We start from the raw sequence: 23,043 nt of genomic DNA, 5'->3' as shown, positions 1-23,043 counted from the left end.
CAGCGCCCTCAATGCTCTCGCAGAACCGCTGGGCGATCGATCTAAAGGCTCTGTGCCAGGCGCCGGTAGGACCGCGCGTAGAGCGCGTTTCCGAAGTTGCGAAGCACCAGATTTCGGACAATATCTGCCGCGCCTCTCAGCTTGTCGCGCGCATGACATTGCTGCTGGACCCATTCTACACGCCCCTTTCGCCGCTTGTAGAATTCCTCCAGGGCTTGCGCGACTTGACCATTCTGAGCCAGGCAGGCGGCAAGCACGATGGCATCCTCCAGCGCCATCGCCGCGCCTTGAGCCATGCTCGGCGACGAGGCATGCGCAGCGTCGCCGACCAGCACAAGCCCCTGGTCAATGAAACGACCGGCTGGAATCTCTTCAAGTCTTGCAGTGTGGGCTGTGACCTTATCGTCGAGAGCAGCGATGATCGAGCCCAGCGGATCGCCAAAGTCGGCAAAGCGTGCCCGGAGAACGCCAATCGATCCATCGCCGAACTGTTCCACCGGACAGTCGGCATAGATATAGAGCTCGGAGCGGCTCAAAGGTATGGCAAGGAGCGTCCGTCCTTTTCCCAGCATAGCCGTCCAGGCGTCCACCTGATTGTGGTTTTCGACCACCAAGCGCCAGCAAGACATGCTGAGGGGGCGCGGTGTCCTCCCGCCAAAACCGAATTCTCGCACGGCCGAGCGAATTCCGTCAGCGCCAATGACGAGGTCGTATTTGTCGATGCTGCCATCGCTGAAGTGCACTTCTCTGATGCCATCCCGCAATCGGGCCGCGGTGACGGAGATACCGTAGGACACTTTCGTCGTGCTGATCGACGCCTGGAGCGCATCAATTAGCTTGTGCCGCGGCAGTGCGAGGCAGGGACCGCAGTCGCCCCAGACCGTCTGGGTGGCGACATCATTGATGACGACACCGCGTGACGTCAAAATTCTCTGTGCCTCGATTGGAAAGGCGACATCAAAGACGTCCCCCAGTACCCCAAGCATTGCCAGGGCGCGTGATGCATTGCCCAAGAGGAAGATGCCCTGACCGGTCGTGGGGGAGATACTGCGCCGCTCGACGATGTCGACCTCAAATCCTTTCAGCTCGAGCGCTCTTGCCGTAGCAAGTCCGGCAATGCCGGCCCCGACGATCAGAATCTTCATGACTGGGTTCCCATTGTCGCGCGGCCAGAATGACCACTTTGCAATACGCCTAGGTTAGGATGAAATGTTGCGCCGTCGCTTCAAAAACCTGCCTTGGTATTTCATCTGTAGCAAATTGCCGCGTTCGGCACAGATTCGAGGGGATTTGGCTGTCGGACGAAGGGAATTGGCCTTCGGATAGTACGGTTCTTTCATCTGTAACCGAATTTCACTTTTCCCGCAGGTACCATCGACGTTAGGAGCCTATACGCTCCATCAAGGCCCAATTGGCGTCGCATCGAAATTGACCCGCTCAGAACAAACCGAAGCCGACACGCAATGGAATCGGCATTCGACCCGTCCCTCGAGGCGCCGAGACGTGTTTCGGATGCTTTGTCTTGCGTCCGCTGGCGGGGCTCTGGAATTCTATGACTTTGTAATTTTTGTCTTCCTTGCCGAGTCGATCAGCGTGCTGTTCTTCCCGCCTGATATGCCGACATGGCTGGCGATGATACAAACTTACGGCATATTCGCCTCCGGCTACATTTTCCGGCCTCTCGGAGGAATAGTGCTTGCCCATTTCGGCGACATGTTTGGCCGCAAGCGCGTCTTTGCATTCTCAATTCTGTTGATGGCCGGCGCAACGCTCGCGGTCGGGCTTTTGCCGACCTATCAGAGCGCCGGGATTGCCGCGCCCTTATTGCTCGTCGTCCTCCGCATATTTCAGGGTATTGCGATCGGCGGGGAAGTGCCCGGCGCCTGGACATTTGCGGCCGAACACGTTTCCTCGCGTCGTGTGGGCTTTGCATGCGGCCTAGTGTGCGCCGGGCTCGGGGTTGGGATTTTCCTGGGCGCATCCCTTACGGCACTGACGACGATGATTCTGCCGCCTGCCGACATGTTGAGTTACGGGTGGCGGTTGCCTTTCATTCTCGGTGGTGTCTTCGGCCTCATCGGGATGCGGCTTCGCCGCATGTTGCATGAAACGCCGGTGTTTGTGGCTCTAAGAGCAAAAAAACAACTCGTTCCCGAATTGCCTCTCGCCGTGGTCGTGAAGACCTATCGGCGGAGCATCGTTATTTCTGGCCTTTGCACCTGGATCCTGTCGGCTAGTGTCGTGATGCTGACGCTGATGGTCCCAACGATCCTGGAGGGATCTCACCATGTCGACCATCAAGTTGCGCTGATCGCGACAACGATAAGCGCGATGTCCCTCGTGGTCGGGGTGGTTTCAGGCGGACTGCTTTTCGATCGGATCGGCGCGGCGCGGTTCTTCATGGTCGGAGGCCTTTTTTTGGCCATCGGCGGCTTTGCTTTTTACAATATTTCTACGCCAGCCCAGGTCTTTCTTTCGAGCGCCATAATCGGCTTTTCCGGCCTTAGTGCCGTTGGAGCAGCCGTTGTCATGGTCTCATGCTTTCCGCCCCCAGTCCGTTTTTCGGGCGTATCTTTCTCCTACAATGTTTCCTACGCATTTTTTGGTGGCCTGACACCGGTAACGCTCGCCACGTTCTTGACGATCTCGTCGCTTTCGCATGTGTTTTACCTGCTCTTCGTCAGTGCGCTCACGATGGGCCTGGGTGTTTACTTCTTGGTTCGGCCCGAGGCCTTGACCGACCGGCAGCAAGTCTCGAGCGCTCAAAGGTAAAATACTTTATCGGAAACCTGACCGGCTATCGGGGGACCTCGGGGCGCGGTTGCTTGTTCCCAATCAATTCGAACAGCGTAGCAGCAAGGCGGTTGGAACTGATGGGTTTTCGCAACATTGATATGTCGGCAAAGACGCGATGATCGGCACCGGCATGCTCCGGCTCAACGATAAACACCGTGGTGGTCTGCCCGAATTCGCCGGCGATATGTCGCAGGTCCGGCATGACTTGCCATAAATCGAGATCGAGAAGGATCAGGTCGGGCGCGCGCGCGCTTTCCGACACCCAGTCCTTGAGCGCTGAGAGGCTCTCAAAGCCGACAGGTTCATATCCGAGCGCGGCAATCTTTTCCTCGTACATCAGACGCAGATTGTGATCGCGCTGGCCAAGCAGAACCATTTCGCCATTGCCAAGCGGAACCGTCCTCTCATTGAAAAATTGTTCCAAAGGAACGGGTGCTGCAGCGCTCACCGGGAAATAAAGATTGAAGGTCGTGCCTTCGCCCTGCCGACTTTCCACGTCGATCCTGCCGTCCATCGCAGTGACAAGGCCGTGAACAGCGGCCAGACCGAGGCCGGTTCCGCCTCGATTCACTCGGGTCGTGAAGAAAGGCTCGAAGATGTACGGGAAAAGGCCGGGTGCGATACCGGTTCCATTGTCTGTCAAGCCGACAAGGACATAGCGCCCGGCGGTAATATTGCCGTGCGAAAGGGCAATGTCGGCAGAAAACTCTACCATCTGCGCCGAAATTTGAATTCTTCCATTTTCGCCCGTCGCCTGCGCGGCGTTCGTGCAGAGGTTCATGATGACCTGCTGAAGCTCGATCGGATTGCCGGCGACCGCCGGCATGTTCGGCGCGATAGTGCTCGCTAGCTGGATAGTGTCCGGAATCGACATTTTCACGAGCGGTACGATGTCGTCGATAGCCTCCTTGACGTCGAAGGGCCTGCTTACCCTCTCGCGCTTTCGGCTGAAAGTGAGAATTTGATCGACAACATGTTTGGCACGCAGGCCGCTCGAGACAATCTCCTGAATATATTGGCGCGTACGTGATGGTGCCTGGTTGAGCTCCAGCGCCATTTCCCCGTAACCCATTATCGCGCTAAGCGCGTTGTTGAATTCGTGCGCAATGCCGCCCGCGAGCGTTCCGACTGCTTCCAACCTTTGCGCATGCTCAAGGCGCCCCTCCAGCTCCTGCCTTTCCTTGCGCTCGCGCTTTCCCCTCAAACTATGTGAGAGTGCGACGATTGCTTGCCCGAGCAATCTTATTTCGTCGCTACCCGGTTTCTTGCGAATTTCGGCATGTTCGAGGAAGAGCAATCCGACTTTTCCGGCGTCTATGCTCGTCGCAACGACTGAACCGGCACTCAGCGAACCTTCGGGAAGTGCCTGCATCTCCGAGCGCTGCAGATTTTGGTAAAAGAAGCGATCCCAGTGAAGCTTCTCCGCCATGGTCGAAGCCGATATCTGGTCCGAAAATCGGGCTGTAAGACCGGCCAAAGTTGGCGCCTCCACATTTCCGAAGCTCTCAACAACCGATCGAGAACTCGTGTCGACGACGACGAAAGCATATCGGCTTGCATCAAAAAACTCCGCCACGATGACAAGCGAGTCCATGACAGCATTCGCGACCGAGTCGAAATCATCGCTGAAACGCTGCTTGATATCCGCTATCAGATTTTCGAGATCGAGTTGCTGGGTCAAACGATTGGTCTGACTGCGCAATCGGTACACGAGGATCGCGACGTAGATGCACAGCAGAACGGAGATCGAGCCCAGCAAGATCCTGCTCCAGGCCGAGCGAACGCTGATGACGCCGAAGGCATCGAGATAATGCTTCTGCAGGAGTTGCGCCTCGACGGGCGTTTGCGATGCCTGGATCGAGGCGATCGTGCCATCGACCGCCGGCAGCGTCGCGAGGATCATGCGGGCATGCGCGACATAGGTTCTGACTTCGGCGACGTTTGCGGCATCGGAGCGAAGTATGGCGCCAAGTTGGTCCTGGATCGAACGAGCCAGCCGCTCGCCGGGATCGGCTTCAAAGCGCATCATCATATTGCCGAGATCGTTTGACCGCCCCAGCGCCTGTTGGATTGCAGGATCAGTGCTGGCATGCAATTCGCTGAGCAACTGGTTTGCTATCGTAAGAGAGTTCTGCAGGATCGCGTTGTCCGTTTTGAAACGCTCGACCAATGCCTCGTCCCGGTCGATCGACTGGGCGAGCGCAGTCAGTTCCCGATCGAGGTCGGAGACGTTCTCGACACCGCTTTCCGGGAACGTCGCCCTCAGCCTGCTGAGCGCAGCATGAAGGTTGACGATCGATTCGACCAACGGATCATAATTCCTGAGCAGCCCTGCTCTTGCCCGCAGCACGTCGCGCTGCAACGAAGCATGATTGACATCGATAGCCCTCAATGCCGTCAGTATCGCTTCGTGCGTGTCTCGTGACGGAACGCGTCCGATTGCCAGCAGAGCGAAGCAGAATGCACCGATGACGAGTACGGCGATACGCCATAATTCAATCGTTGCTCGACGCTGGGGCCGGCTGGAGCTTGTGTCCATTGTACTCGCCCGTAAGAGTGTTCAGGAACGCCACTAGGGACTCCACATCGCGCTGACTGAGCGTGCGCCCAAGCTGGCTGCGAGCCATGATTTCGACTGCATCCGACAGTGAAGAGACGCTGCCATTATGGAAATAGGGTGCCGTAACGGCAACGTTGCGCAGGCTGGGGACGCGGAACACGCCTTTATCTGCATCAACTCCAGTCAGTGTGTAGCGCCCGAGATCTCCATCGTTGTCGGGATCAATTGAAGGCGGAGGAGCAAAGATCCCAAACTTCTGAAACATGTTTCCACCGACGTTCGACCCCTGGTGGCAGGATGCGCAACCAAGGTCCTTGAAGAGACGGTATCCTTCCAGCTCCTTCTCCGACAGAGCGTTGAGATCACCGGCAAGGTATCTGTCAAACGGCGCGTTGGGCGTTGTCAAGGACCGCTGAAAGGTCGCGATGGCATCAAGCAGGTCCTCGCGCTGCACCGGACGGCCATAAAGGCTCTGAAACCTGGCCGAATATGCCGGATTCTGGCGTAGCCGCGCGAGCAGATCCGGCCACGTCGCGGCCATGAGGTTGTCGTCGAGCAATATTCGTTCGTTCTGATCCTCGAGCGACGTGAAATCTCCTCTCCAGCCGAGCCGATAGTTATTGCCGACGTTGAAAATCGTCGGCGCGTTAAACCGGTGAACGCGACCCTTGTAGCCGACCGTTCGCCTGACGTTGACGGTTCCGCCGGCGGTCAGGTCGTGGCAACTCACGCAGGCAAGCTTGTTCATGCCCGACAAGATAGGGTCAGAAAACAACAACCCGCCAAGTGCAACCTTCTCGGCATCAAGCCCTTCAGGCACAGTCAGTGGGGCAAGCGGCTCACGGGGATTGGGATTGCGATCGATCGCGTGAACCGCTTCAACGCCAAAGGAAAGACCCAGCGCAATCACCGCAAGAACAGCCTGACGGTTTCGCCAGGTCGCCCACATGCGGAACCTGGCGCCCCGTCGAGAACCGATCACTTGGCTCGCCTGCGCGCTTCAACAACAACGTCGGCATCGAATATGTAGCCGGCGCCGCGCTCGGTACGTATCAACTTCGGCGCCGAGGCGTCGGTTTCCAGCTTGCGTCTGAGCCGCAGGATGAGCACGTCGATACTGCGATCGAAAATCTCCTCGTCATGCACCCTGCTTGCCGACAGAAGCTGCTCGCGCGACAGCACCTGGCGGGGCATATCGAGGAACGCCGTGAGCAGATTGAATTCACCGGCGGTCAGCTTGACCTCGCTTTCTTCGTTCGAGATCAATTGCCGTCTTTTGACGTTCAGGATCCACTTGTCGAAGTAATAGATCTTGCGATCCTTGCGATCGCTCGCCACCGGGTGAACGCGCAATGCTGCTCTTACACGGGCCAGAAATTCCCGAAGGCCGAAAGGTTTGGTGATATAATCGCAGGCGCCGAGCTCCAGCCCGACCACCTTGTCGGTTTCGTCGAGCCGGTCTCCGCTGATAATGATGATCGGCGCGTCCGATTTGCCCGATAATGTCCGCACGATTTCCAGCCCATCCTCGTGGCCGAGGTTGAGATCGACAATAACGAGATCCACCGGTTCGGCTTGCAGCACCTGGCCGAGCTGATGACTGTCCTTCACGCCGGTGACACGAAAGGCGTGTTGCGAGAAATAGTCTATCAGAAGGCCACGAAGCTTACTGTCATCATCGACGACCAGAATGTGTTTCACGTTGTAACCCCCAGACACCACTCGAATGAATTCGGCCTAGCTTCGCGTATTGCTGCACGAGATTTCAAATGCATTACAGCCGGCGCGGCTTTGTTACAATTGAAACGCTGGCTGTCGACAAGCGCCAGTGAGACTCAATTTGCACCGCCTTGACGCCAAACCTGGAGCATCCGACGGAATCGCGGTCAACAGTGGCTCTCCATTTCCTCACAGGCGCAAGCAAAATCCGGCCGGAATTGGCGCCAAAGCGAACTCTTCCTGGCGTGGCCGGCTGAACGTCCAAGAATCGTGGCCCGTGCTATCGGCCCCCGGCAATTCCGATCGGCAGCATCGCCGACGGAATTGCCGGTCTCATGACCCTTCAGAGCCGGGTTTCGAAGGCGGTCGGGGTCGCGACGCTGCCTGATATTTCCTTCAGCAATATCTGCGCGGCCCGCTCACCGACGACGACACAGGGTGCCATCGTGTTTCCTGTCGGAATGCGAGGGAATACCGATCCGTCGGCGATCATAAGATTGTCGATGCCGTAGACTTTGAGCTTTGCATCCACGACGGACCATTCGTCCCGCCCCATCTTGGCCGTGCAGGTCTGGTGCCAAAAGGGAACGGCGCTCTGCCTTATGAATAGGTCGAGGTCGTTCTTGTAGGCGCTCCCGGGAAAGGCCTCACGTTTTGTCAGCTCCTTCAAGTGCGCCTGGGCACCGATTTCCCGGCTGAGTTCGACCGCTGCCCGTGCAGTCGCCAGGTCTCGCGGATCCGACAAAGCGTTGAGTTGCAGCACGACGTCATCGCGTGGATCGGCGCTGCTTAGTCTGACCCTGCCTCGGCTGCGAGGCTGCGCCAATCCTGCGACCAGTGACCAGGCATTTTGGGGAACGGAATGCTGTTTTGCAAGTTCGGGGCTGCAGACCGGGAATTCGCCCTGGCACATCAGCACATCCGGTGAAGCGCTGTCGGAATGAACCGATGTGTAGATTGTCGCTTCGCTGCCATTGCCCCGTGCTGGCTGCGGCTCGTGATACTCAAAAATGCTCGGGAAACAAAGGTGATCCTGCAGGTTCTCGCCGACTCCGGGAAGATGCTGAACGATCGGAATTCCGAGCCGCTTCAGTTCAATCTCGTTGCCGATGCCGGATTGCATCAAAATGCGCGGCGTGTTGATGGATCCGGTGGACAGCACGATCTGCTGTGAGGCAGCGAAGCGTTGCGGTAGGCCGTCGAGCAGAACATCGACGCCGACTGCTCGTCCGGATTCTGTGACGACGCGCTGCACGACTGCGCCGGTGACCAAGGTCAGATTGTCGCGACCGAACACCGGACGCAGATAGGAATCGAAGATGGTTACCCGCTCCAGCCCATCGGCTCGCACGTCCGAGATGGCACAACCGCTCTTCGCCTCCATCATGTAGCCGTTGGGATTTCGGAATTCGGGGATCCCGACAGACTTTGCGGCAGCTACCAAGGCTGGCGCAATCGGATGAGGTCGCGCCGGCTGAAAAACCGCGACGGGACCGCCTTTCCCACGCGCCATGTCCGGGCTGCCGCGGTAATCCTCGATCGTGCCGTAAAGCTTCAAAATCGCTTCATAACCCCATCCGGCATCCCCCGTTTCGCTAGCGAAGAAATCCCAATCGTGGCGATGACCTCGCGCCCAGATCATCGCATTGATGCTGGAGCTGCCACCCACAACCTTGCCCATCGACATCAGCAGCGATCTGCCGCCCAGACCCGCCTGCGGTTCGGAATGGAACGCCCAATCGTGAGGGCCGCCGATATTTTCGGGCCATCGCGTGGCGGTCTCGATGGTGTCTGAATAAGTTATCCATCCGCATTCAAGCAGTAGGACGTTGAGATCTGGATTGTCGGACAGACGACGAGCAACGATCGAACCAGATGTCCCGGAACCACAAACGATGACATCGAAGGAATTGGCCAGCGTTTTCGGGATAGATGCGTCAGGCATTGTGTGTTGTCTCCGTGGAAATGGCATTTGCACCCGGCACCATGGAGGCTCCCCGCGCGAATTTTGCGCTGGTTACCTCTCGGCGCCGGTGACGGATATTGCGAAACCAGGTGTCTGCCCGGTTATCGATCAGGGGATTGCGGTTACATCTGCAAGGATATGAGTGCCGGCTAAAGCCTGCGCAGCTTGCCCAACGTCACGTAGTCATCGACGAGCCGCCGTTCGGCGGCGAATGGGTGATATTCCCATCCTTCATGTCCAAATCCGACAATGGTAACCGTTGCGTTGGGATATCTGTCCAGCACGCTGGCGATCACGATGATGCCGCTGCTAGGGACGACATAGGGCGCCGGGTGGTAGGACTGCAGCACGTCATCGACCCAATCGTGCGTGCGTTCATCGATGACGAAGCAGCGCTTGCCGCTTTCCAGGCAGAACGCATTGAATGCCTGCGTGCCGTCGTCGCAGAAATCGTCTAGTTCCGGGTGAAGCACCGCAATGAGGGGTTTCATCGCGGCAAATTTCCTGGGATCACGTACACACCAGATCTCCTCCGCTTGAGCGACAGCTGGATGTGATCGCCAGACGTCTGAGCCCAGCATCGATTTGGCTGGTCGACCGGTGTTGCAAACCGCAACGACGTCGGTGCGTAGGCCACTGGCGCCACTGGAACGGCAATCATTGAACCGGACAACCAGGTCCGCGGACTCGATAATCGGCGCGTAGCGGCAATCTACGGCGCCATTTCCTACGATCATAATGCGGGTCATGTAAATTCCTCGATTGGATGGCTCCGTCCGCGAAGAGGCCGTAGCCCAATGAGGCAGCAGATCGTCGGGGCGAAGCGGGCAATGGACGGCTAACCGGTCCGTGCCGGCCTCCTGGAGAGGTCGCAAAGCTTGGTTCGGGTCATGAACGCTTCATTGCAAAATCAGAGGAAATCATTGTGTTCGTAACATCGCCGTGAGCAGACCCGGAGCACGGAAATCAATTATTACGATCGTAAGACGATTGGCCTGAGAAGAAGCGTCCCTGCCCTATTCAGTTCGCTTGTCCGGAGATAGTCTGCGAGTCGGCTCCAACGCGGATCCACCCTGGAGCCGCCCCATCGCAACGAGACTGTTCGCTAGATGCCCGCCTCTCTTCGAAGCCCAGTTGGTTTTTCACGGCGACGGAAAAGACGTGGTGACATCCGCACAGACCGCTCGGCCTTGGAGATCACGTCCCTGCCTCCACTCTGGATTGCCACAGTCGTTGCCCTGGTAATCGACCGGAAGGAGTGCTCGTTGTGAACAGTGCCTTGTGGCTGATTTGCGCAGTCGTAGCGGCGATTTTGATCCTGGCTGCTTGGGGCCGCAATCATCGCCGCGTCAGTCTCGAGCAGTGGGCGCTGGGCGGGCGGCGATTTGGGCCCGTCCTGGTCTTCCTGCTGATGGCGGGGGAAATCTACACCACCTTTACATTCCTTGGTGCAAGTGGATTTGCCTATGGCAAGGGCGGCACAGTATTTTACATCCTGACTTACACCTGCCTGGCTTTTGTCACATCCTACTGGCTGCTTCCGCCCATTTGGCGTTTTGCCAACGAGATGCGACTGGTCACGCAACCGGATTTCTTCGAGCAGAAATACGACAGCCCCGGTCTCGGTTTTCTGGTCACTGTCGTCGGCCTCGTGGCCCTCATTCCCTATCTCATCCTGCAACTCAAGGGCCTTGGTATCATCGCCGAAACCTTGTCCGGGGGCGAGATTTCGAAGTCCAGGGCAGTGATTTTAGGCGCGGCGGTGATGGCCCTGTATGTCATCGCTTCAGGGATGCGCGGTTCTGCGTGGGCAGCGGCGGTCAAAGACGTAACGATCTGGATCATCTGTGCGTTTCTCGGGCTCTATCTTCCCTATCACTATTATGGGGGGATTGGAGCGATGTTCGATCAGATCGAGATGGCAAGGCCCGGCTTCTTGGCGCTTCCGAATACCGGCGAAACGATCGTTTGGTATTGCAGCACCGTCGCGCTTTCGGCCCTCGGCCTTTATATGTGGCCGCACACCTTCTCCTCCGTCTACACGTCCAGATCGGAGGGTGCATTTCGGCGGAACGCTGTGCTGATGCCGCTCTATTCGCTGGTTATGCTGTTTGCAATGCTCGTCGGTTTTGCGGCCGTCCTCAAGATCCCCGGATTGCAGGGCGACGAAATCGACCTGGCGCTCTTGAAGCTGTCCATTGCCACATTTGATCCCTGGTTCGTCGGCGTGATCGGGGCCGCAGGCGTGCTTACGGCACTTGTGCCGGGTTCGACCATCGTCATCGTCGGATCCACTCTGATCTCGACGAATATTCTGAGAAAGCTGGCACCTTCGATTTCTGACAGGCTGGTCACCGGTTTTACGAAGTGCTCGGTTCTGCTCATGACAGCCATTGCCGTACTTTTCACCTTGATGGGTGGAGAAAGCATCGTTGCCATCCTGATTATGGGTTACAGCATCGTGACCCAGCTCTTTCCGGCTCTTCTTGCGAGTCTGCTGCCGAAAAACCCCTTCACGAAGGAGGGGGCAGCCGCGGGGATAATCGTCGGCGTCGGCACAGTCGGCATCGTCGTCACGACTGGCTTGACGATCGCCAGCTTCTTTCCAAATGCTCCGGCGACGGTAAAGCAGATCAACACCGGTTTCATCGCACTGACTCTGAACGTGCTCGTCGCACTGCTGGTCAGCGTTGCGACTGCCCAACGACAAACGTCTTCGGCGCGCTTCAATCCATAGCTGCGAACATAGGAGTCTCGCGGTGCGCTTCGGTGCAGTTTCCCCGAGGCTTCGCGTGTCTTCAATCCCCTTGCGATTGCCTCCGCATTACCGGACAGAATTGGGCGATAGCACCATGCTCGCCGCAATCGCGGCCGGTCTCACCTCGTGCTGTCAGGCTGATTAGACGTCGATTCAAGGTCCTTTGAGCCCGTACACATTTTGATACATATCGGCGCCTCCCTGAAATTATGCGGATACAATCGCCAGCAATCGTGGCTTCAGATCATCGGTCCGAAAGGAGTCCAAATTGAAGCCCGCACTCCCTGGCATATTTGTCATTTCCGCACTTGCATTTGGCGCCGTCGCTTCCTTTTGCGCGGCGACGCAGTCAGCTCCTGAAAATGCTTCTCCGATCTACGGGGTTACCATTCCGGAAGGCTACAGAGACTGGAAGTTCATAGCGCCGGCTCAGGAAGCGCCGCCGCTTGATGAACTGCGCTCGGTGCTTGGCAACGACATCGCGGTCGACGCCTACAAGAAGGGTACGCTGCCCTTTCCGGATGGTTCGATTCTGGTCAAGCTCGCCTACAAGCGCAAGCAGTCGACGGAGTTCGCGCCTGCGACCGTTCCGGGCGCCGCGACGACTGTGCAGGTCATGGTGAAGGACTCGAAGAAATACCCTGACAGTCATGGCTGGGGTTTCGGAAGGTTCGTAGACGGCAAGCCGGTCGATATTGCCCAGCACGAAACCTGTCTTTCCTGTCATGTCAGCAACGTCGTGGACCACGATTACGTGTTCACACGATATGCGCCTTGAGCTTCCGGCCAGACAGGCGAGGCGACGCGGCGATCGCCCGCGTGATCATTGACACGGCCCGATACGACAGGATTGCGTCAGGCGAGGCGATCATCCCGTGACGGGACCGGTTCTTCAAAAGCGACGATTTGATGTCATCACTCAGGTTGATTGACTAAGTCTGTAACGGTTTGGACGATTGCTGTAATAGCGCGGAAACGAGGTTCACCGATCCTGCCGATAGATATCAGCAGGAGGGCATATGCCCGGATTTTTCGACAAAGCCGGTTTAGGCTTACCGATATGTATAGCCGGTGCTGGCGCGATAGGGATTACGGTTGCAGCGCGCCTATCGATCGCCGGCTTTCATGTCCGGCTGGTCGCTCGGGGCGACAGCCTCGCTGCCATCAACAAGCAGGGTATTCGCTTACTGGACAGCGAAGGCGACCATCGTGCGCGCGTCGAGGTCGGCCAGGCGACGGACTTCGGCCCGCAGCGGATTTTATTTCTCTGCTCCAAGTCTCATGATCTGGCCGACCTGGCGGCCGTTCTACAGCCGCTCATTTCCGCCGAGACCATCATTGTTCCAGTCGTCAACGGCATACCCTGGTGGTATTTCGACGGCGATGAGGGTGATTGGACCGGTCAAGTCGTGAAATCGGTCGATCCCGATGGGAGACTGAAGAGACTGATACCCTCACGACAGATAATCGGCACGACCACGCTGATCACTGCCGAGCGCACGTGCCCGGGAACAGCGCGAACCGCCAACCCGCTGCAGATGACGATCGGGGAACTTGATGACCGATCCTCTGAGCGCACAAATGCCCTGGCAAGCATGCTGAACGCCGCCGGGATTAGCGCCAGGATCGCGCCTCGTATTCGAGATGCAGTTTGGACCAAGGTCGTTCGCAATCTCATTTCCAACCCGGTAACCGCCATCACGGGAGCCACATTGCGCGAAAACTTCGGCAATCACTACCTTGCAGACATCAGCCGACAGATGTTGCGGGAAGTCATTCCTGTGATCGATGCCTATGGCGCCAGGCTTGAAGTCGACCCGGATATCATCCTCGAATCCGGACGAAAGCTTGGAGATGTGAAGACCTCGATGCTGCAGGACTTTGAGAAAGGGAACCAGCTGGAACTTGCATCGATTTGCGATGCCGTCATCGAACTCGCCAACCAGCGCGGGATCCGAATGCCGGTTACAGAGGCAATCACCGGCCTCGCACATTTCAGAGACACCGCTGAACGGTCACATGCCGCCTAGTCGCCGACTACCTTTGCCCGCTTGAACGCCCGACATGCGTGGCCGACAGATCGATCCGCCTTCCGCTAGTGCTTTCCCATCCCGCCGGCCATTTCTCACATCTGAAACAAACGGGGCCCGCTGTGAAACATTCCTGCATTCGCACGGCGCGATAGCTCACGCTCTTCTTTTGTCTCAGACATCGAGGTGACTTTGATGCGTATCGTGTTTTCCGGACATACATTCCCGGACATGCCCGACTATTTAAAACGATCGCTTGCTGGCGAGCACGAGATACTCCTGTGGGATGGTGAACTCGCAACTATGCCTTCCAAGATCGATGTCCTGATCCCGCGCGCTCAACGGATCGGAGCGGTCGAAATGGACCGCGGTAGTGTGAAGTTCATACAACAATTCGGTGTTGGCCTTGATGGCGTTGACCTCGCCGCCGCGCGTTGCAGAGGAATCCCCGTCGCAAACGTTCCGGGAACCGGGGGGAACGCGGATTCCGTTGCTGAGCACGCAATTCTTCTGCTGCTAATGCTCTTGCGCCAATGCAATAAAGTTCGAGAAAATATCCGAGACGGAATTCTTGGAGCTCCCATCGGGACCGCGCTGGCAGGTCGTAGCGTCTGCTTGTACGGTCTTGGCGCTGTTGCGAAATCGCTTGCGAAACGTCTCAAGGCGTTTGACGTTCGATTGCTCGGCTTGACGAGAGCGCCCAGCGCGGGAAAAGCATCCGAATATCACCTCGATCGGTGCTACTCTGCTGAAAATGCAGAAGCTTGCCTTTCACAGTCGGATATCCTGATCGTTTGCGTAAAACATACATCCGAAACGACAGGGCTTGTTCAAGAGCAGCATTTGCGATGGCTGCGTCCCGGTGCCGTCCTCATCAATATTGCACGCGCCGGGCTAATCGACAGGAAGGGGCTTGAGGCCTGTATCGCAGACGGCCAACTGGGAGGAGTGGGCCTGGATGTATTCTGGACGGAACCCGCCGACGCGCTCGACCCTCTTCTTGCGCATCCAAATGTCATTATGACCCCCCATGTTGCCGGCATTACCGACAGATCCCTGGCCGACATCGCACGAGCGGTTGCGGAAAACATCGAGCGTTTTGCCGTGATGCGGCCCTTGCTGAACACAGTGGACTAACCCGGATCCCCGGCTTTCACCCGTCGGTTTCAGTTGAAACCAACGAGCCTCGCTTAGAAACCGGCCAGAAGTCCCGATAAGACAACGCTGCAAAGCTCGGACCCGGCCCATGCCCATCGGACGAATATATTCGAGAATTGCGCCATCAGGCAAAGGACGAAGGCAAATGTCCAAACTTTCAAAAACCGAAGTAGTCACCTCCCACGGCGTCATTGCTGTAGAGGAGAACTCCGCACACGGCCCGAAAGTACTTTTTCTTCACGGCAACTCGACCTGTCGCGCGGTCTTTCGGAAGCAATTCATGGACGACATCCTCGGATCATACCATCTCATCGCGCTTGACTTGCCGGGCCACGGAGAATCCGGCGATGCGGTGGATCCGAAACGGACCTATTCGCGGCCAGGATTGGCGGATGCGTGTCTGGAGGTGATGGCTGCGATGGGCATCAGAAGCGCCGTTATCGTCGGTTGGTCACTCGGCGGTCATATAGCAATCGAGATGCTATCCCGCTCGGCAGGAATCGACGGCATCATGGTGACCGGTACCCCACCCGTCGGGGACAACATCGCCGAAGGATTTCGCCGCAGGCCGCTCGGCGGACTGGCCGGCGAGGCAGAGCTTACGTCGGAAGAGGCGGTCGAATTTGCACACGCCATCATGGGCCCACATCTGGAGCCTTTCATCCCAAACACAATCAGGCGAACGGACAAACATTTTCGGCCCTTGCTCGTGAGCGGAGCCATGAAAGGCCAGGGCGCAAACCAGCGGGACGTGCTTTCTGCAACCAGCGTACCGACAGCAATCGTGAACGGCGCGTTGGATGACATTGTCAACCTGGACTACGTCAAATCCGTCCCCTACGGAAATCTGTGGAACGACACATGCGTCCGGATCCCACGCGCCTCGCATGCTCCCTTTTGGGAAGTTCCCGCCAGTTTCAACGCCCTGCTCAGGAACTTTCTCGATGACGTTCATCAATGACCGATGATGACAGAGGCCTTCATCCTGATGCTCGCGTACGGGCCGAAAGTGCCGCATTCTGGCCAACACGGTCAGGAAACGGTCTCGAAGCTCCGCCGATGAGATGAAGCAATTTTGGCCGGACTGCTTCTGCTTTCGACGCAGTTCCTTGGAAAGGCTTCCACTTCGGCGTGGCCATGTTAAAGTAGCGCTCTCCGACGAATTGCGGATATGGGGGAGCGATGCGATTTCTGATTGCGGTCATTGTCGTTGCCTCTGTTTTCGCGGGAAATGTGGCCTTCAACGACAGCACCACTTTTCTCGGCTATCCTTTGTTCTTCGTTTGGAACATTTTTAGCGTGGTGCTCATCACCTGCGGAATGGGGCTCATTTTCGTTTTGGACCCAAAAAATAGGCGGAGCGCAAATCCGGACGCCTGAAGTTTCGCTCCCTGACAGGCCCGACGCGGTTCATAGCATGCATCTCGCAACGGTTGGCTTGCCGTAATTGGCTTCGAATGCATCGGGCTTGCATGCGGCACCGGCAAAAGCGTGGAACCAATCTTCACGCTGCATGTTCGAAGACCTGATGGGTTGCGGAATGAGCAATAGGGAGGTCACATGCCGGCAAGCGAACTGGATGAAGTCCTGACGAAGCTACCGCTGCGTATCGGCGTATACGTTCCCGACGACCTGCTGGAGGATTGGTTTGCGCCTGGCACCGGAATGAACCCCGTGGGAAGCAAGGCGCTCGATGCAGCGGCCGCCTATGGCAGAGCATTCGAATGCGAGTTCAAGCACTATCCCGACCGCAAGGAAGGCGTCTTCTGGAAATGGGTGCCTGCGATCTGACGGTGATCGGTGGGAGTGAGCAAATCATGACCCGTCGGGCTGCTTGAGGCGCCGTTCGCGCGACCGAGCGCTTTTCCTTGCCTCACGCAGTTCGTCGAGCGTCGGCTGCCACCAGCCGCGCGATCTTTCATCGTCTCCGGTCCGGGTTCTTGACGGCCAGGTATGTACAAGTTCGTCCAGGGTCGGGCTTCTCCATAATGCCCAGACCGCCTCCTTCGAGTAAGGATAGAACTCCTGCGCAATTTCGGGATCGACAATTTCGCCCGTGACCTCGACGATCAGGACAATTCCGTATGCATTTGTGGCGACAGGTCTCCCGAGCGGCGGCGGATCGTTGCCTGCAACCGGCAACCTGTGTCGACGTCGCTCGGCCGCACGCCGTCGTCTATCTGCTTCCTCCTGCGTCCCTTTTCGCGCAGCCGCGCGTTTTCGTCTTTCGTCCGGTTCATTGCGCAGCGCGGCCTCTTCGATGGTCTTCCAACGTCGCAGAAGTTCGTCATAGGACGAAAAGGGGACAAGCCAGGCGCGCTTCGCACTCTCCCATCTTGCAAACGGGACCTGCCGGAGTTCCTCCACCGCCGTCCGAGAATAAGGCGTGCGTATCCAAAAACCAATGTCGCCCACGTTCAGGTAGGGACTGAGAATAGGCTCGAAATTATATGCGTCGCGCCCCCTCTCATCCGCGAAGGGCTCGGTTCGGGATGCTTCGCGCGCAAGCCATCGGTCGATACGGCGCCGCGCCGTACTTCCGGGTACGAACCAGGCCTTTTTCTCCTCGCTCCAGCGCGCACGCGGGAACGTCTCCCGGAACCGTTGCGCTGCCATCCTGTCGAAGGGAAAGGACACTGCCTCGCCCGTCGTCGCATCGTCCATTCTTCGATCTTCATCGTTGCTCATTGGAGGTCTTCCCGCTCTCAGCAAAACGCAGAAGCGACCCGTGAGGTTCGCGATGACCGCTATCGTTTCAATCTGGGGGTTCGGAGACCTCGCCGCGATTGCAGCGATCCGTTTTTCAAGTTGCCGCTGGATCGAGAAAAAAGCGCTGGCGAAAAGGACTTACCGTCGTTTCTACCTTCCCGCCCTTCCCGTCGAGAGATGGGGCAACGGAGAGATGGAACGCCTGTTGGGCGATTATTCCCAAAACTGTTGCATCGAGCGGAGGCCGAACTGAGTCGTCAAGAAAATGAGAACTCCGACGGCCCCGATATAGTAAAGGCCGGAGAGCTGGAACATCTCCACGACCTCTACGGACACGAGCCCTGAAACGGCTCCGATCACAACCGTCGCCAGCAGGGGCATTTCTCGCGATTGATCCACAGCGAGCACCTCCGTCATTTGATGGGAACGACTGGGCGGAGAATTGGTTCGCGCACCAACCAGATTATGGCTACCAAATGGTTTCCAGAAGGATTGGGTAGGTCTTGACCAGATAACTCGCCGTCGTCTCGGCTGCTCAGCGAGGCCAACTTCCTGTCTGGCTGCCACGACGTGAAATAACAACTGCCCAAAAGCGTTGTCACGATGTCGGCAAACTGCTCCTGGAATGGATCTGCTACGCCGCACCAATTGAACTTTTCGTTGATGAGATCGGTTCTCTGGAGGTGGACTGAAAACGGTGATGGAGGAAGCATGGCTCGTCACGGCGGATGCTTGTGTGGCGCGGTTCGATATCAGGTGGAGGGCGAGCCCTATCGCATCGGCCTTTGCCACTGCGCTGATTGTCGAAAGGAAAGCGGATCCTCCTTCACAACCTTCGCCCACTGGCCGCGCGACGCATTCTCATTTTCTGGCGTCACCGGGATCTATAAGGGCCGCAGCTTCTGCCCTCTGTGCGGAGGCAGGCTGTTCTGCCTGAATGAACAGGATGTCGAGATCCGCCTGGGCTCACTCGACGATGCGCCTGCCCGGCTCTTCCCTGACATCGAGGTTTGGACGAAGAGGCGCGAACCCTGGCTGCACGCGATAGAGGGAGCGACCCAGCATGTGGAAGACACGCCTAGCGGGGAGAGCGACCGAACGGGTTCCTAGTTCGACGCGTCTGGTCCGGGCGCAGTGTTCGGTATGCTTGCGTTGGGCAGGCCCGCCGCGACACCTGGAAATTGCCTGACAAGAGGAACCAAACACACCTTGGTGTGATAGCCTGTATAATACGCGAATGGTATATTTCCGCGGATAAATTCTTCCAGCTTGATACCGAGTAAGATCATGACGCGCGATCTGACCGATAAAGCCTTGGTTCACATTGTCGATGACGACGAATCTGTAAGATACACGCTCTGTCAACTTCTGCGGTCGGTTGGTTTACACGCCCGCACCTACGGATCCGTCACCGAATTCACGAGTGAACCTTTGCCCGACAAACCCGGTTGCCTGGTGCTGGATGTTCGCCTACCCGGAGTGAGTGGCTTGGAATTCCAAGGTCAGCTCAATGATCTTGGCATCTTCCTCCCTGTCATCTTCATGACCGGCCATGGCGATATTCCGATGTCGGTACGTGCCATGAAAGCGGGAGCCGTCGACTTCCTGCCCAAGCCTTTTCGAGATCAAGACATGCTGGACGCCATAAGCTCGGCAATTGACCGTGACCATGACCGACGCGCCAACACGGATCAGGCTGCGGATATCTATGATCGGTTCACGCGCCTTACGCCGCGCGAGCAGGAAGTGATGATGTTCGCAACGTCTGGAAAGATGAACAAGCAAACAGCTGGTTACCTGGGTATCAGCATAGTCACGGTCAAAATCCATCGCCGCGCTGCGATGACGAAGATGGAGGCTCGAACACTCCCGGATCTCGTGCGGATGGCCGACATGGTCAGGCCAATGCTCGGCGTAGGCTACAGGCAATAAACGCGCAGGACGGGCGCCCATAAATCGAAACAGAAAAAGGATTTCACGAGTGGTAGCGGTAACGTTGGTCGGAATTGTTGACGACGATCGATCACTGTGCTCGTCACTCGTCCGTCTTGTTCGCTCGATGGGATACGAGGCTCGTGGCTTCGAATCGGCCGAGGAATTCATGAGATCCAGCACGCTCGACGAGTGCTCCTGTCTCATCACAGATGTCCAGATGCCTGGCATCAGCGGCATCGAGTTGACGAAATTCATGACTGTTCAACGCTCGACCGTGCCCGTCATCGTCGTTACCGCTCATGCGGCGCCTGGCCTGGAAGACAGCGCGCTTGCAAACGGGGCGTGCTATTTCCTGAGAAAACCCATCGATGACGACCTTTTGGCCGCCAACCTCTCGAAGGTGATAACCTCTCAGGTGGCCTGCGGTTGATCGGACGCGAACGCTGCTCTCAAGCTGGTACGATAGGCAAATTGACCGAGAAGCAGGCGCCGCCGATACTGCTGACGGTATCTGCGGTTATTTCCCCTCCGTGAGCTTCCACGATGGACTTGCATATTCGCAGGCCCATTCCCATTCCGGTTTCCTTCGTGGTGAAAAAGCTCTCAAAAAGCCGATTGGCCTGACCGGGATTGATCCCTGCTCCATTGTCCTCGACGGTGAATACCGCCCTATTGCGAGCGGAGGTCCCTGACCGCACGACGATGTGTGGGTTGCTCCGTTGGGGACGTGGGGCTTGAAGTGCGTTTATCGCCAGGTTCACGATGACCTGGTGCACCTGTGTGCGGTCCCCAGCTATGACGAGCGGCTGCCGCGATTTCTCATGGGTCACTATTGCGGAACGTGCCTGGATCTCGTGGCGTAAGAACTGCAGCGCTTCCTGTATGACTTCGTCCAAGTCGAGTTGCGTCCGCTCCGGAGGCTTCCCGTTCGCCATTGCTCGAATTCGGCCGATAAGTTCGGCTGCCCGCTTGGCATCATCCAACATCGAGCTCAGAGAATCTCGCACTTCGTCAAGGTCGGGGTTCGGACGGTTTATCCATCGCAATCCGGCTGCCCCGGCGTTGGCGATTGCGGCCAGCGGCTGATTGATTTCGTGAGCTATCGACGCCGTCAACTCGCCAAGGACAGACAAACGGGCAGCATGCGCGAATTCCGCCTGAACCTGCTGCAGGCGCCGTTCAGCCTCGACCCGGGCAGAGATATCAAGGACACCGACGAGGCTGGTATCAGGGTCTTTGGAGAGACCAACGCGCGCTGTTGTGAAAAGCACGTCTACGATACGTCCGTCGAGCGTCACCATCTTGGTTTCTTCTTCGAAGTTGGTATTCCCTCGATAACGGGACACCATTGCGCGTCGGAAGGTCGCCGAGCTCTCTTCAAAGGTGCCGACAACGGACTTGCCTTTGAACTCGTCCGCCCCACGGCCACCGAACATCTGGACGCCACGTTCATTTGCTTCCTCGAAAATCATAGCTTCCATGCATGACCTCAGGAATGCGGGGTTCTCGTCGAAATAGGCGTCCAGATCCGTCACGCCGTCGGATCTGAGCTGCTTGAACTGGGCAACCAGATTGCTGGCGTTAAGCTGCCATAGCGCGATGGGCATCCGGTCGAACAAATAGCGGTACCGCTGCTCGCTCTTTTCCAGCTTCGCATAGGCCTCTTTCTGAGCGGTGATATCCATGACTGCGCCGACGAATTGGGGACTGTTCTTGCTGCCGAAGTCACATCGGGCAACCACGCGAACATGTTTCACATCCCCATTTGGCATCAGAAGACGATGCTCATGTCGAAAGTCGCGCCGATCGGCATGGGCTTTGACAAGAAGATCTCGAACAACAGGCAGATCGTCCGGATGCGTCCGCTCCAGGACAAGAGCCATTGATGGCCTTGCTCCTTCTTCCACGCCAAATATTCGAAAGGTCTCGGCCGACCAAAAAAGCTCGCCAGTCGAGAGGTTCCACCCGAAGCTTCCTGTGTTGCTGAGCTTCTGCGCCTCAGCAAGATAGGCCGCCTGGCTCCTGTTCAGCTCGCCTTCAGTACGTTTGCGCTCACTGATATCGGTATTGCATTCCAGCGTCCCGACACTGTTCCTGCGATCTTCGAGCCGGTGTGACCACCGACTGGAAACTGAGATCCGCCTGCCGGTGCGGGTCGTGCGGATCAACTCGCCTTCCCAACGCCCTGAACGACGTAATGCATCGTTTATCTCGAGAAGCGATACCTGAAACCTTGTTTTCAGAAGTTCGTGGGCGACCTTTCCTATGGCCTCGTGACGGGACCATCCATACAGCTCTTCCGCGCCACGGTTCCAATACGTGATGATGTCGTCGGCATCGCGGACAAACACGGCGTCACTTGTCAGATCGAGTAAGCTTGCCTGTTCACGCTCCGACACGCCCAAGCTGCGAACCAGTCTGATAAGGCATGCGGCAAAAAGCGAAGACAGGAGAAAGACAATCAATGTCGCGAGGTCGTGCCTGCTGCCGATGATGAACGTGTGCAGCGGGCCAACAAACCAGAAGTTCAAGCATCCGACAGCAAGAACCGAAAAGAAGACCGATGAAATGCAGCTGTCGAATAGCGCGAGGAATATAACGACCAATAGGAGTACAAGCGCAGCAGGCGTCAAGTTGAAGCCAAGAGCTGCGCAAGCCAGGCTGAACAGGCCTATAGCCGCACCTCCTAATAGCCAGAACGCAAGAAGCCAGCGATGGCGCTCAATCCGTCCGGCTGCCAGCAGCGGCACTGCGCGGCGTCGAAACAGTTCAAGAGTGCTCACGACACCACCATCGTTGCGCACCAACGCATTGCCGCTACCGGTACGAAAGCCATCCACTGCCCTGTGAACATGTCGCTCTCCCTCGATAAACTGCTCCCGTCGCATGACGGTATCGAACGAAGTCAATGACATCAGGGGATGTCGTATACGAGTTTAGTATTGTGAATCGTTGTGAACGCCCTTCGCTGTGTTAACCCCGGGCTCGATTACTCGACAGATGCAGGAGCGAGCTAAAGGCTTGTGATGGTTGCTCCGTCAACGATCGCTAGCGCCTTTTCGTTAGTCGCACCGCGCAAAAGGTAACCCCGATGAGATATTTTGAGTGCGGCGGAGGTGTGCTGTTCCACCATGAGCACGGCGACCCCTGATCGGTTAATCGCCTGGATCTGATCAAGAATGCGCTCGACAAACCGGGGGGCCAGGCCCGCCGTGGGTTCGTCCAGCAGCAAAATCCTCGGCCTTGGCATCAAGGCCCGCGCCAGTGCGAGTATTTGACGTTCACCCCCGGAGAGACTTCCCGCCTTTTGGCGGCGCCTGTTGATTTGCACTGAGAGCTGACCCGGGATTGCGGGAAAATATCACTGAGAATTGACCCATGTTTCAATCATCCCCTGTGGTTTCAGCGGGGG

20 protein-coding genes are annotated in these 23,043 nt (G+C 57.3%); 11 read left to right on the top strand and 9 right to left on the bottom strand.

The features are described 5' to 3' along the window. Nucleotides 1-41: 41 nt before the first annotated feature. On the bottom strand, nt 42-1,145 hold the full coding sequence (locus tag FHX06_RS30705; protein ID WP_113115611.1) for an FAD-dependent oxidoreductase: 1,104 nt from the start codon (nt 1,143-1,145) through the stop codon (nt 42-44). Nucleotides 1,146-1,512: 367 nt separating this feature from the next. Here FHX06_RS30705 and FHX06_RS30700 point away from each other — a divergent pair, with 367 nt between their 5' ends. Continuing rightward, entirely contained in the window at nt 1,513-2,772 is a 1,260-nt protein-coding gene (locus FHX06_RS30700) for an MFS transporter (RefSeq protein ID WP_183882150.1), read from the top strand. A 25-nt stretch (nt 2,773-2,797) separates the two neighbouring features. On the opposite strand, the gene FHX06_RS30695 is transcribed toward FHX06_RS30700, so the two are convergent. The 5 genes from FHX06_RS30695 to FHX06_RS30675 all read right to left on the bottom strand — a co-directional run bounded on the left by FHX06_RS30695 (nt 2,798) and on the right by FHX06_RS30675 (nt 9,778). Next, entirely contained in the window at nt 2,798-5,335 is a 2,538-nt protein-coding gene (locus FHX06_RS30695) for a two-component system VirA-like sensor kinase (protein WP_113211112.1), read from the bottom strand. After that, complete coding sequence (locus FHX06_RS30690; protein ID WP_210300669.1) at nt 5,292-6,305, bottom strand: cytochrome-c peroxidase; 1,014 nt, start codon at nt 6,303-6,305, stop codon at nt 5,292-5,294. Before FHX06_RS30690 ends, FHX06_RS30695 begins: the two co-directional genes overlap by 44 nt. A 29-nt stretch (nt 6,306-6,334) precedes the next feature. Then, the gene (locus FHX06_RS30685; protein WP_113013725.1) at nt 6,335-7,057 is read right to left on the bottom strand and encodes a response regulator; all 723 of its coding nucleotides are present in this window, start codon (nt 7,055-7,057) and stop codon (nt 6,335-6,337) included. Nucleotides 7,058-7,418: 361 nt separating this feature from the next. Beyond that, nucleotides 7,419-9,020 carry a GMC family oxidoreductase gene (locus FHX06_RS30680; protein WP_183881996.1) on the bottom strand — a complete coding sequence of 534 codons (1,602 nt, stop codon included), beginning with the start codon at nt 9,018-9,020 and terminating at the stop codon, nt 7,419-7,421. A gap of 170 nt (nt 9,021-9,190) precedes the next feature. Continuing rightward, on the bottom strand, nt 9,191-9,778 hold the full coding sequence (locus FHX06_RS30675) for a Urease operon accessory protein (protein WP_113013836.1): 588 nt from the start codon (nt 9,776-9,778) through the stop codon (nt 9,191-9,193). Between the two features lie 530 nt (nt 9,779-10,308). On the opposite strand from FHX06_RS30675, the gene FHX06_RS30670 reads away from it, so the two are divergent. From FHX06_RS30670 to FHX06_RS30645, 6 genes are all read left to right on the top strand, one after another. Then, on the top strand, nt 10,309-11,778 hold the full coding sequence (locus FHX06_RS30670) for a sodium:solute symporter (protein ID WP_113211139.1): 1,470 nt from the start codon (nt 10,309-10,311) through the stop codon (nt 11,776-11,778). A gap of 289 nt (nt 11,779-12,067) precedes the next feature. Beyond that, nucleotides 12,068-12,577 carry a cytochrome P460 family protein gene (locus FHX06_RS30665; RefSeq protein ID WP_018114834.1) on the top strand — a complete coding sequence of 170 codons (510 nt, stop codon included), beginning with the start codon at nt 12,068-12,070 and terminating at the stop codon, nt 12,575-12,577. 241 nt (nt 12,578-12,818) lie between these two features. Then, a complete protein-coding gene (locus FHX06_RS30660; protein WP_113211109.1) occupies nt 12,819-13,829 on the top strand; it encodes a ketopantoate reductase family protein in 1,011 nt (336 codons plus the stop codon). Between the two features lie 195 nt (nt 13,830-14,024). Continuing rightward, nucleotides 14,025-14,966 (top strand): NAD(P)-dependent oxidoreductase, encoded by a 942-nt coding sequence (locus FHX06_RS30655; RefSeq protein WP_113211108.1) that lies wholly within the window; start codon nt 14,025-14,027, stop codon nt 14,964-14,966. A 166-nt stretch (nt 14,967-15,132) separates the two neighbouring features. Next, a complete protein-coding gene (locus FHX06_RS30650; protein WP_112542153.1) occupies nt 15,133-15,948 on the top strand; it encodes an alpha/beta fold hydrolase in 816 nt (271 codons plus the stop codon). Between the two features lie 599 nt (nt 15,949-16,547). Then, a complete protein-coding gene (locus FHX06_RS30645; protein ID WP_018114839.1) occupies nt 16,548-16,778 on the top strand; it encodes a hypothetical protein in 231 nt (76 codons plus the stop codon). Nucleotides 16,779-16,802: 24 nt separating this feature from the next. Here the strand turns inward: FHX06_RS30645 and FHX06_RS30640 are convergent, their stop codons facing one another. Next, nucleotides 16,803-17,675: a hypothetical protein gene (locus FHX06_RS30640; protein ID WP_113211106.1), complete on the bottom strand. Its 873-nt coding sequence runs from the start codon at nt 17,673-17,675 to the stop codon at nt 16,803-16,805. Nucleotides 17,676-17,727: 52 nt separating this feature from the next. On the opposite strand from FHX06_RS30640, the gene FHX06_RS30635 reads away from it, so the two are divergent. The 4 genes from FHX06_RS30635 to FHX06_RS30620 all read left to right on the top strand — a co-directional run bounded on the left by FHX06_RS30635 (nt 17,728) and on the right by FHX06_RS30620 (nt 20,061). After that, the gene (locus FHX06_RS30635) at nt 17,728-17,949 is read left to right on the top strand and encodes a hypothetical protein (protein ID WP_162738500.1); all 222 of its coding nucleotides are present in this window, start codon (nt 17,728-17,730) and stop codon (nt 17,947-17,949) included. A 458-nt stretch (nt 17,950-18,407) separates the two neighbouring features. After that, nucleotides 18,408-18,806 carry a GFA family protein gene (locus tag FHX06_RS30630; protein ID WP_113202342.1) on the top strand — a complete coding sequence of 133 codons (399 nt, stop codon included), beginning with the start codon at nt 18,408-18,410 and terminating at the stop codon, nt 18,804-18,806. Between the two features lie 177 nt (nt 18,807-18,983). Next, nucleotides 18,984-19,628 carry a response regulator transcription factor gene (locus FHX06_RS30625; RefSeq protein ID WP_113115601.1) on the top strand — a complete coding sequence of 215 codons (645 nt, stop codon included), beginning with the start codon at nt 18,984-18,986 and terminating at the stop codon, nt 19,626-19,628. A 49-nt stretch (nt 19,629-19,677) separates the two neighbouring features. Beyond that, entirely contained in the window at nt 19,678-20,061 is a 384-nt protein-coding gene (locus tag FHX06_RS30620; protein WP_183881994.1) for a response regulator transcription factor, read from the top strand. A gap of 19 nt (nt 20,062-20,080) precedes the next feature. Here FHX06_RS30620 and FHX06_RS30615 read toward each other — a convergent pair whose 3' ends face one another. Both FHX06_RS30615 and FHX06_RS30610 read right to left on the bottom strand, forming a co-directional pair. Next, a complete protein-coding gene (locus FHX06_RS30615; RefSeq protein WP_246715693.1) occupies nt 20,081-22,546 on the bottom strand; it encodes a PAS domain S-box protein in 2,466 nt (821 codons plus the stop codon). A 98-nt stretch (nt 22,547-22,644) separates the two neighbouring features. Then, a complete protein-coding gene (locus FHX06_RS30610) occupies nt 22,645-22,962 on the bottom strand; it encodes an ATP-binding cassette domain-containing protein (protein WP_312866604.1) in 318 nt (105 codons plus the stop codon). Between the last annotated feature and the right edge of the window lie 81 nt (nt 22,963-23,043).

It is taken from the genome of Rhizobium sp. BK512 (assembly GCF_014194915.1).
Lineage (GTDB): Bacteria > Pseudomonadota > Alphaproteobacteria > Rhizobiales > Rhizobiaceae > Rhizobium.
The sequence above is the reverse complement of the archived record's forward strand: the minus strand, read 5'-3'. Positions and strand labels throughout refer to the sequence as shown.

Coding starts and splice junctions, on each gene's coding strand:
- FHX06_RS30650 (WP_112542153.1), top strand. CDS start 15,133: ATGTCCAAACTTTCAAAAACCGAAGTAGTCACCTCCCACGGCGTCATT.
- FHX06_RS30680 (WP_183881996.1), bottom strand. CDS start 9,020: ATGCCTGACGCATCTATCCCGAAAACGCTGGCCAATTCCTTCGATGTC.
- FHX06_RS30615 (WP_246715693.1), bottom strand. CDS start 22,546: ATGTCATTGACTTCGTTCGATACCGTCATGCGACGGGAGCAGTTTATC.
- FHX06_RS30695 (WP_113211112.1), bottom strand. CDS start 5,335: ATGGACACAAGCTCCAGCCGGCCCCAGCGTCGAGCAACGATTGAATTA.
- FHX06_RS30625 (WP_113115601.1), top strand. CDS start 18,984: ATGACGCGCGATCTGACCGATAAAGCCTTGGTTCACATTGTCGATGAC.
- FHX06_RS30635 (WP_162738500.1), top strand. CDS start 17,728: ATGACCGCTATCGTTTCAATCTGGGGGTTCGGAGACCTCGCCGCGATT.
- FHX06_RS30655 (WP_113211108.1), top strand. CDS start 14,025: ATGCGTATCGTGTTTTCCGGACATACATTCCCGGACATGCCCGACTAT.
- FHX06_RS30630 (WP_113202342.1), top strand. CDS start 18,408: ATGGCTCGTCACGGCGGATGCTTGTGTGGCGCGGTTCGATATCAGGTG.
- FHX06_RS30705 (WP_113115611.1), bottom strand. CDS start 1,145: ATGAAGATTCTGATCGTCGGGGCCGGCATTGCCGGACTTGCTACGGCA.
- FHX06_RS30645 (WP_018114839.1), top strand. CDS start 16,548: ATGCCGGCAAGCGAACTGGATGAAGTCCTGACGAAGCTACCGCTGCGT.
- FHX06_RS30700 (WP_183882150.1), top strand. CDS start 1,513: ATGCTTTGTCTTGCGTCCGCTGGCGGGGCTCTGGAATTCTATGACTTT.
- FHX06_RS30690 (WP_210300669.1), bottom strand. CDS start 6,305: ATGTGGGCGACCTGGCGAAACCGTCAGGCTGTTCTTGCGGTGATTGCG.
- FHX06_RS30640 (WP_113211106.1), bottom strand. CDS start 17,675: ATGAGCAACGATGAAGATCGAAGAATGGACGATGCGACGACGGGCGAG.
- FHX06_RS30660 (WP_113211109.1), top strand. CDS start 12,819: ATGCCCGGATTTTTCGACAAAGCCGGTTTAGGCTTACCGATATGTATA.
- FHX06_RS30675 (WP_113013836.1), bottom strand. CDS start 9,778: ATGATCGTAGGAAATGGCGCCGTAGATTGCCGCTACGCGCCGATTATC.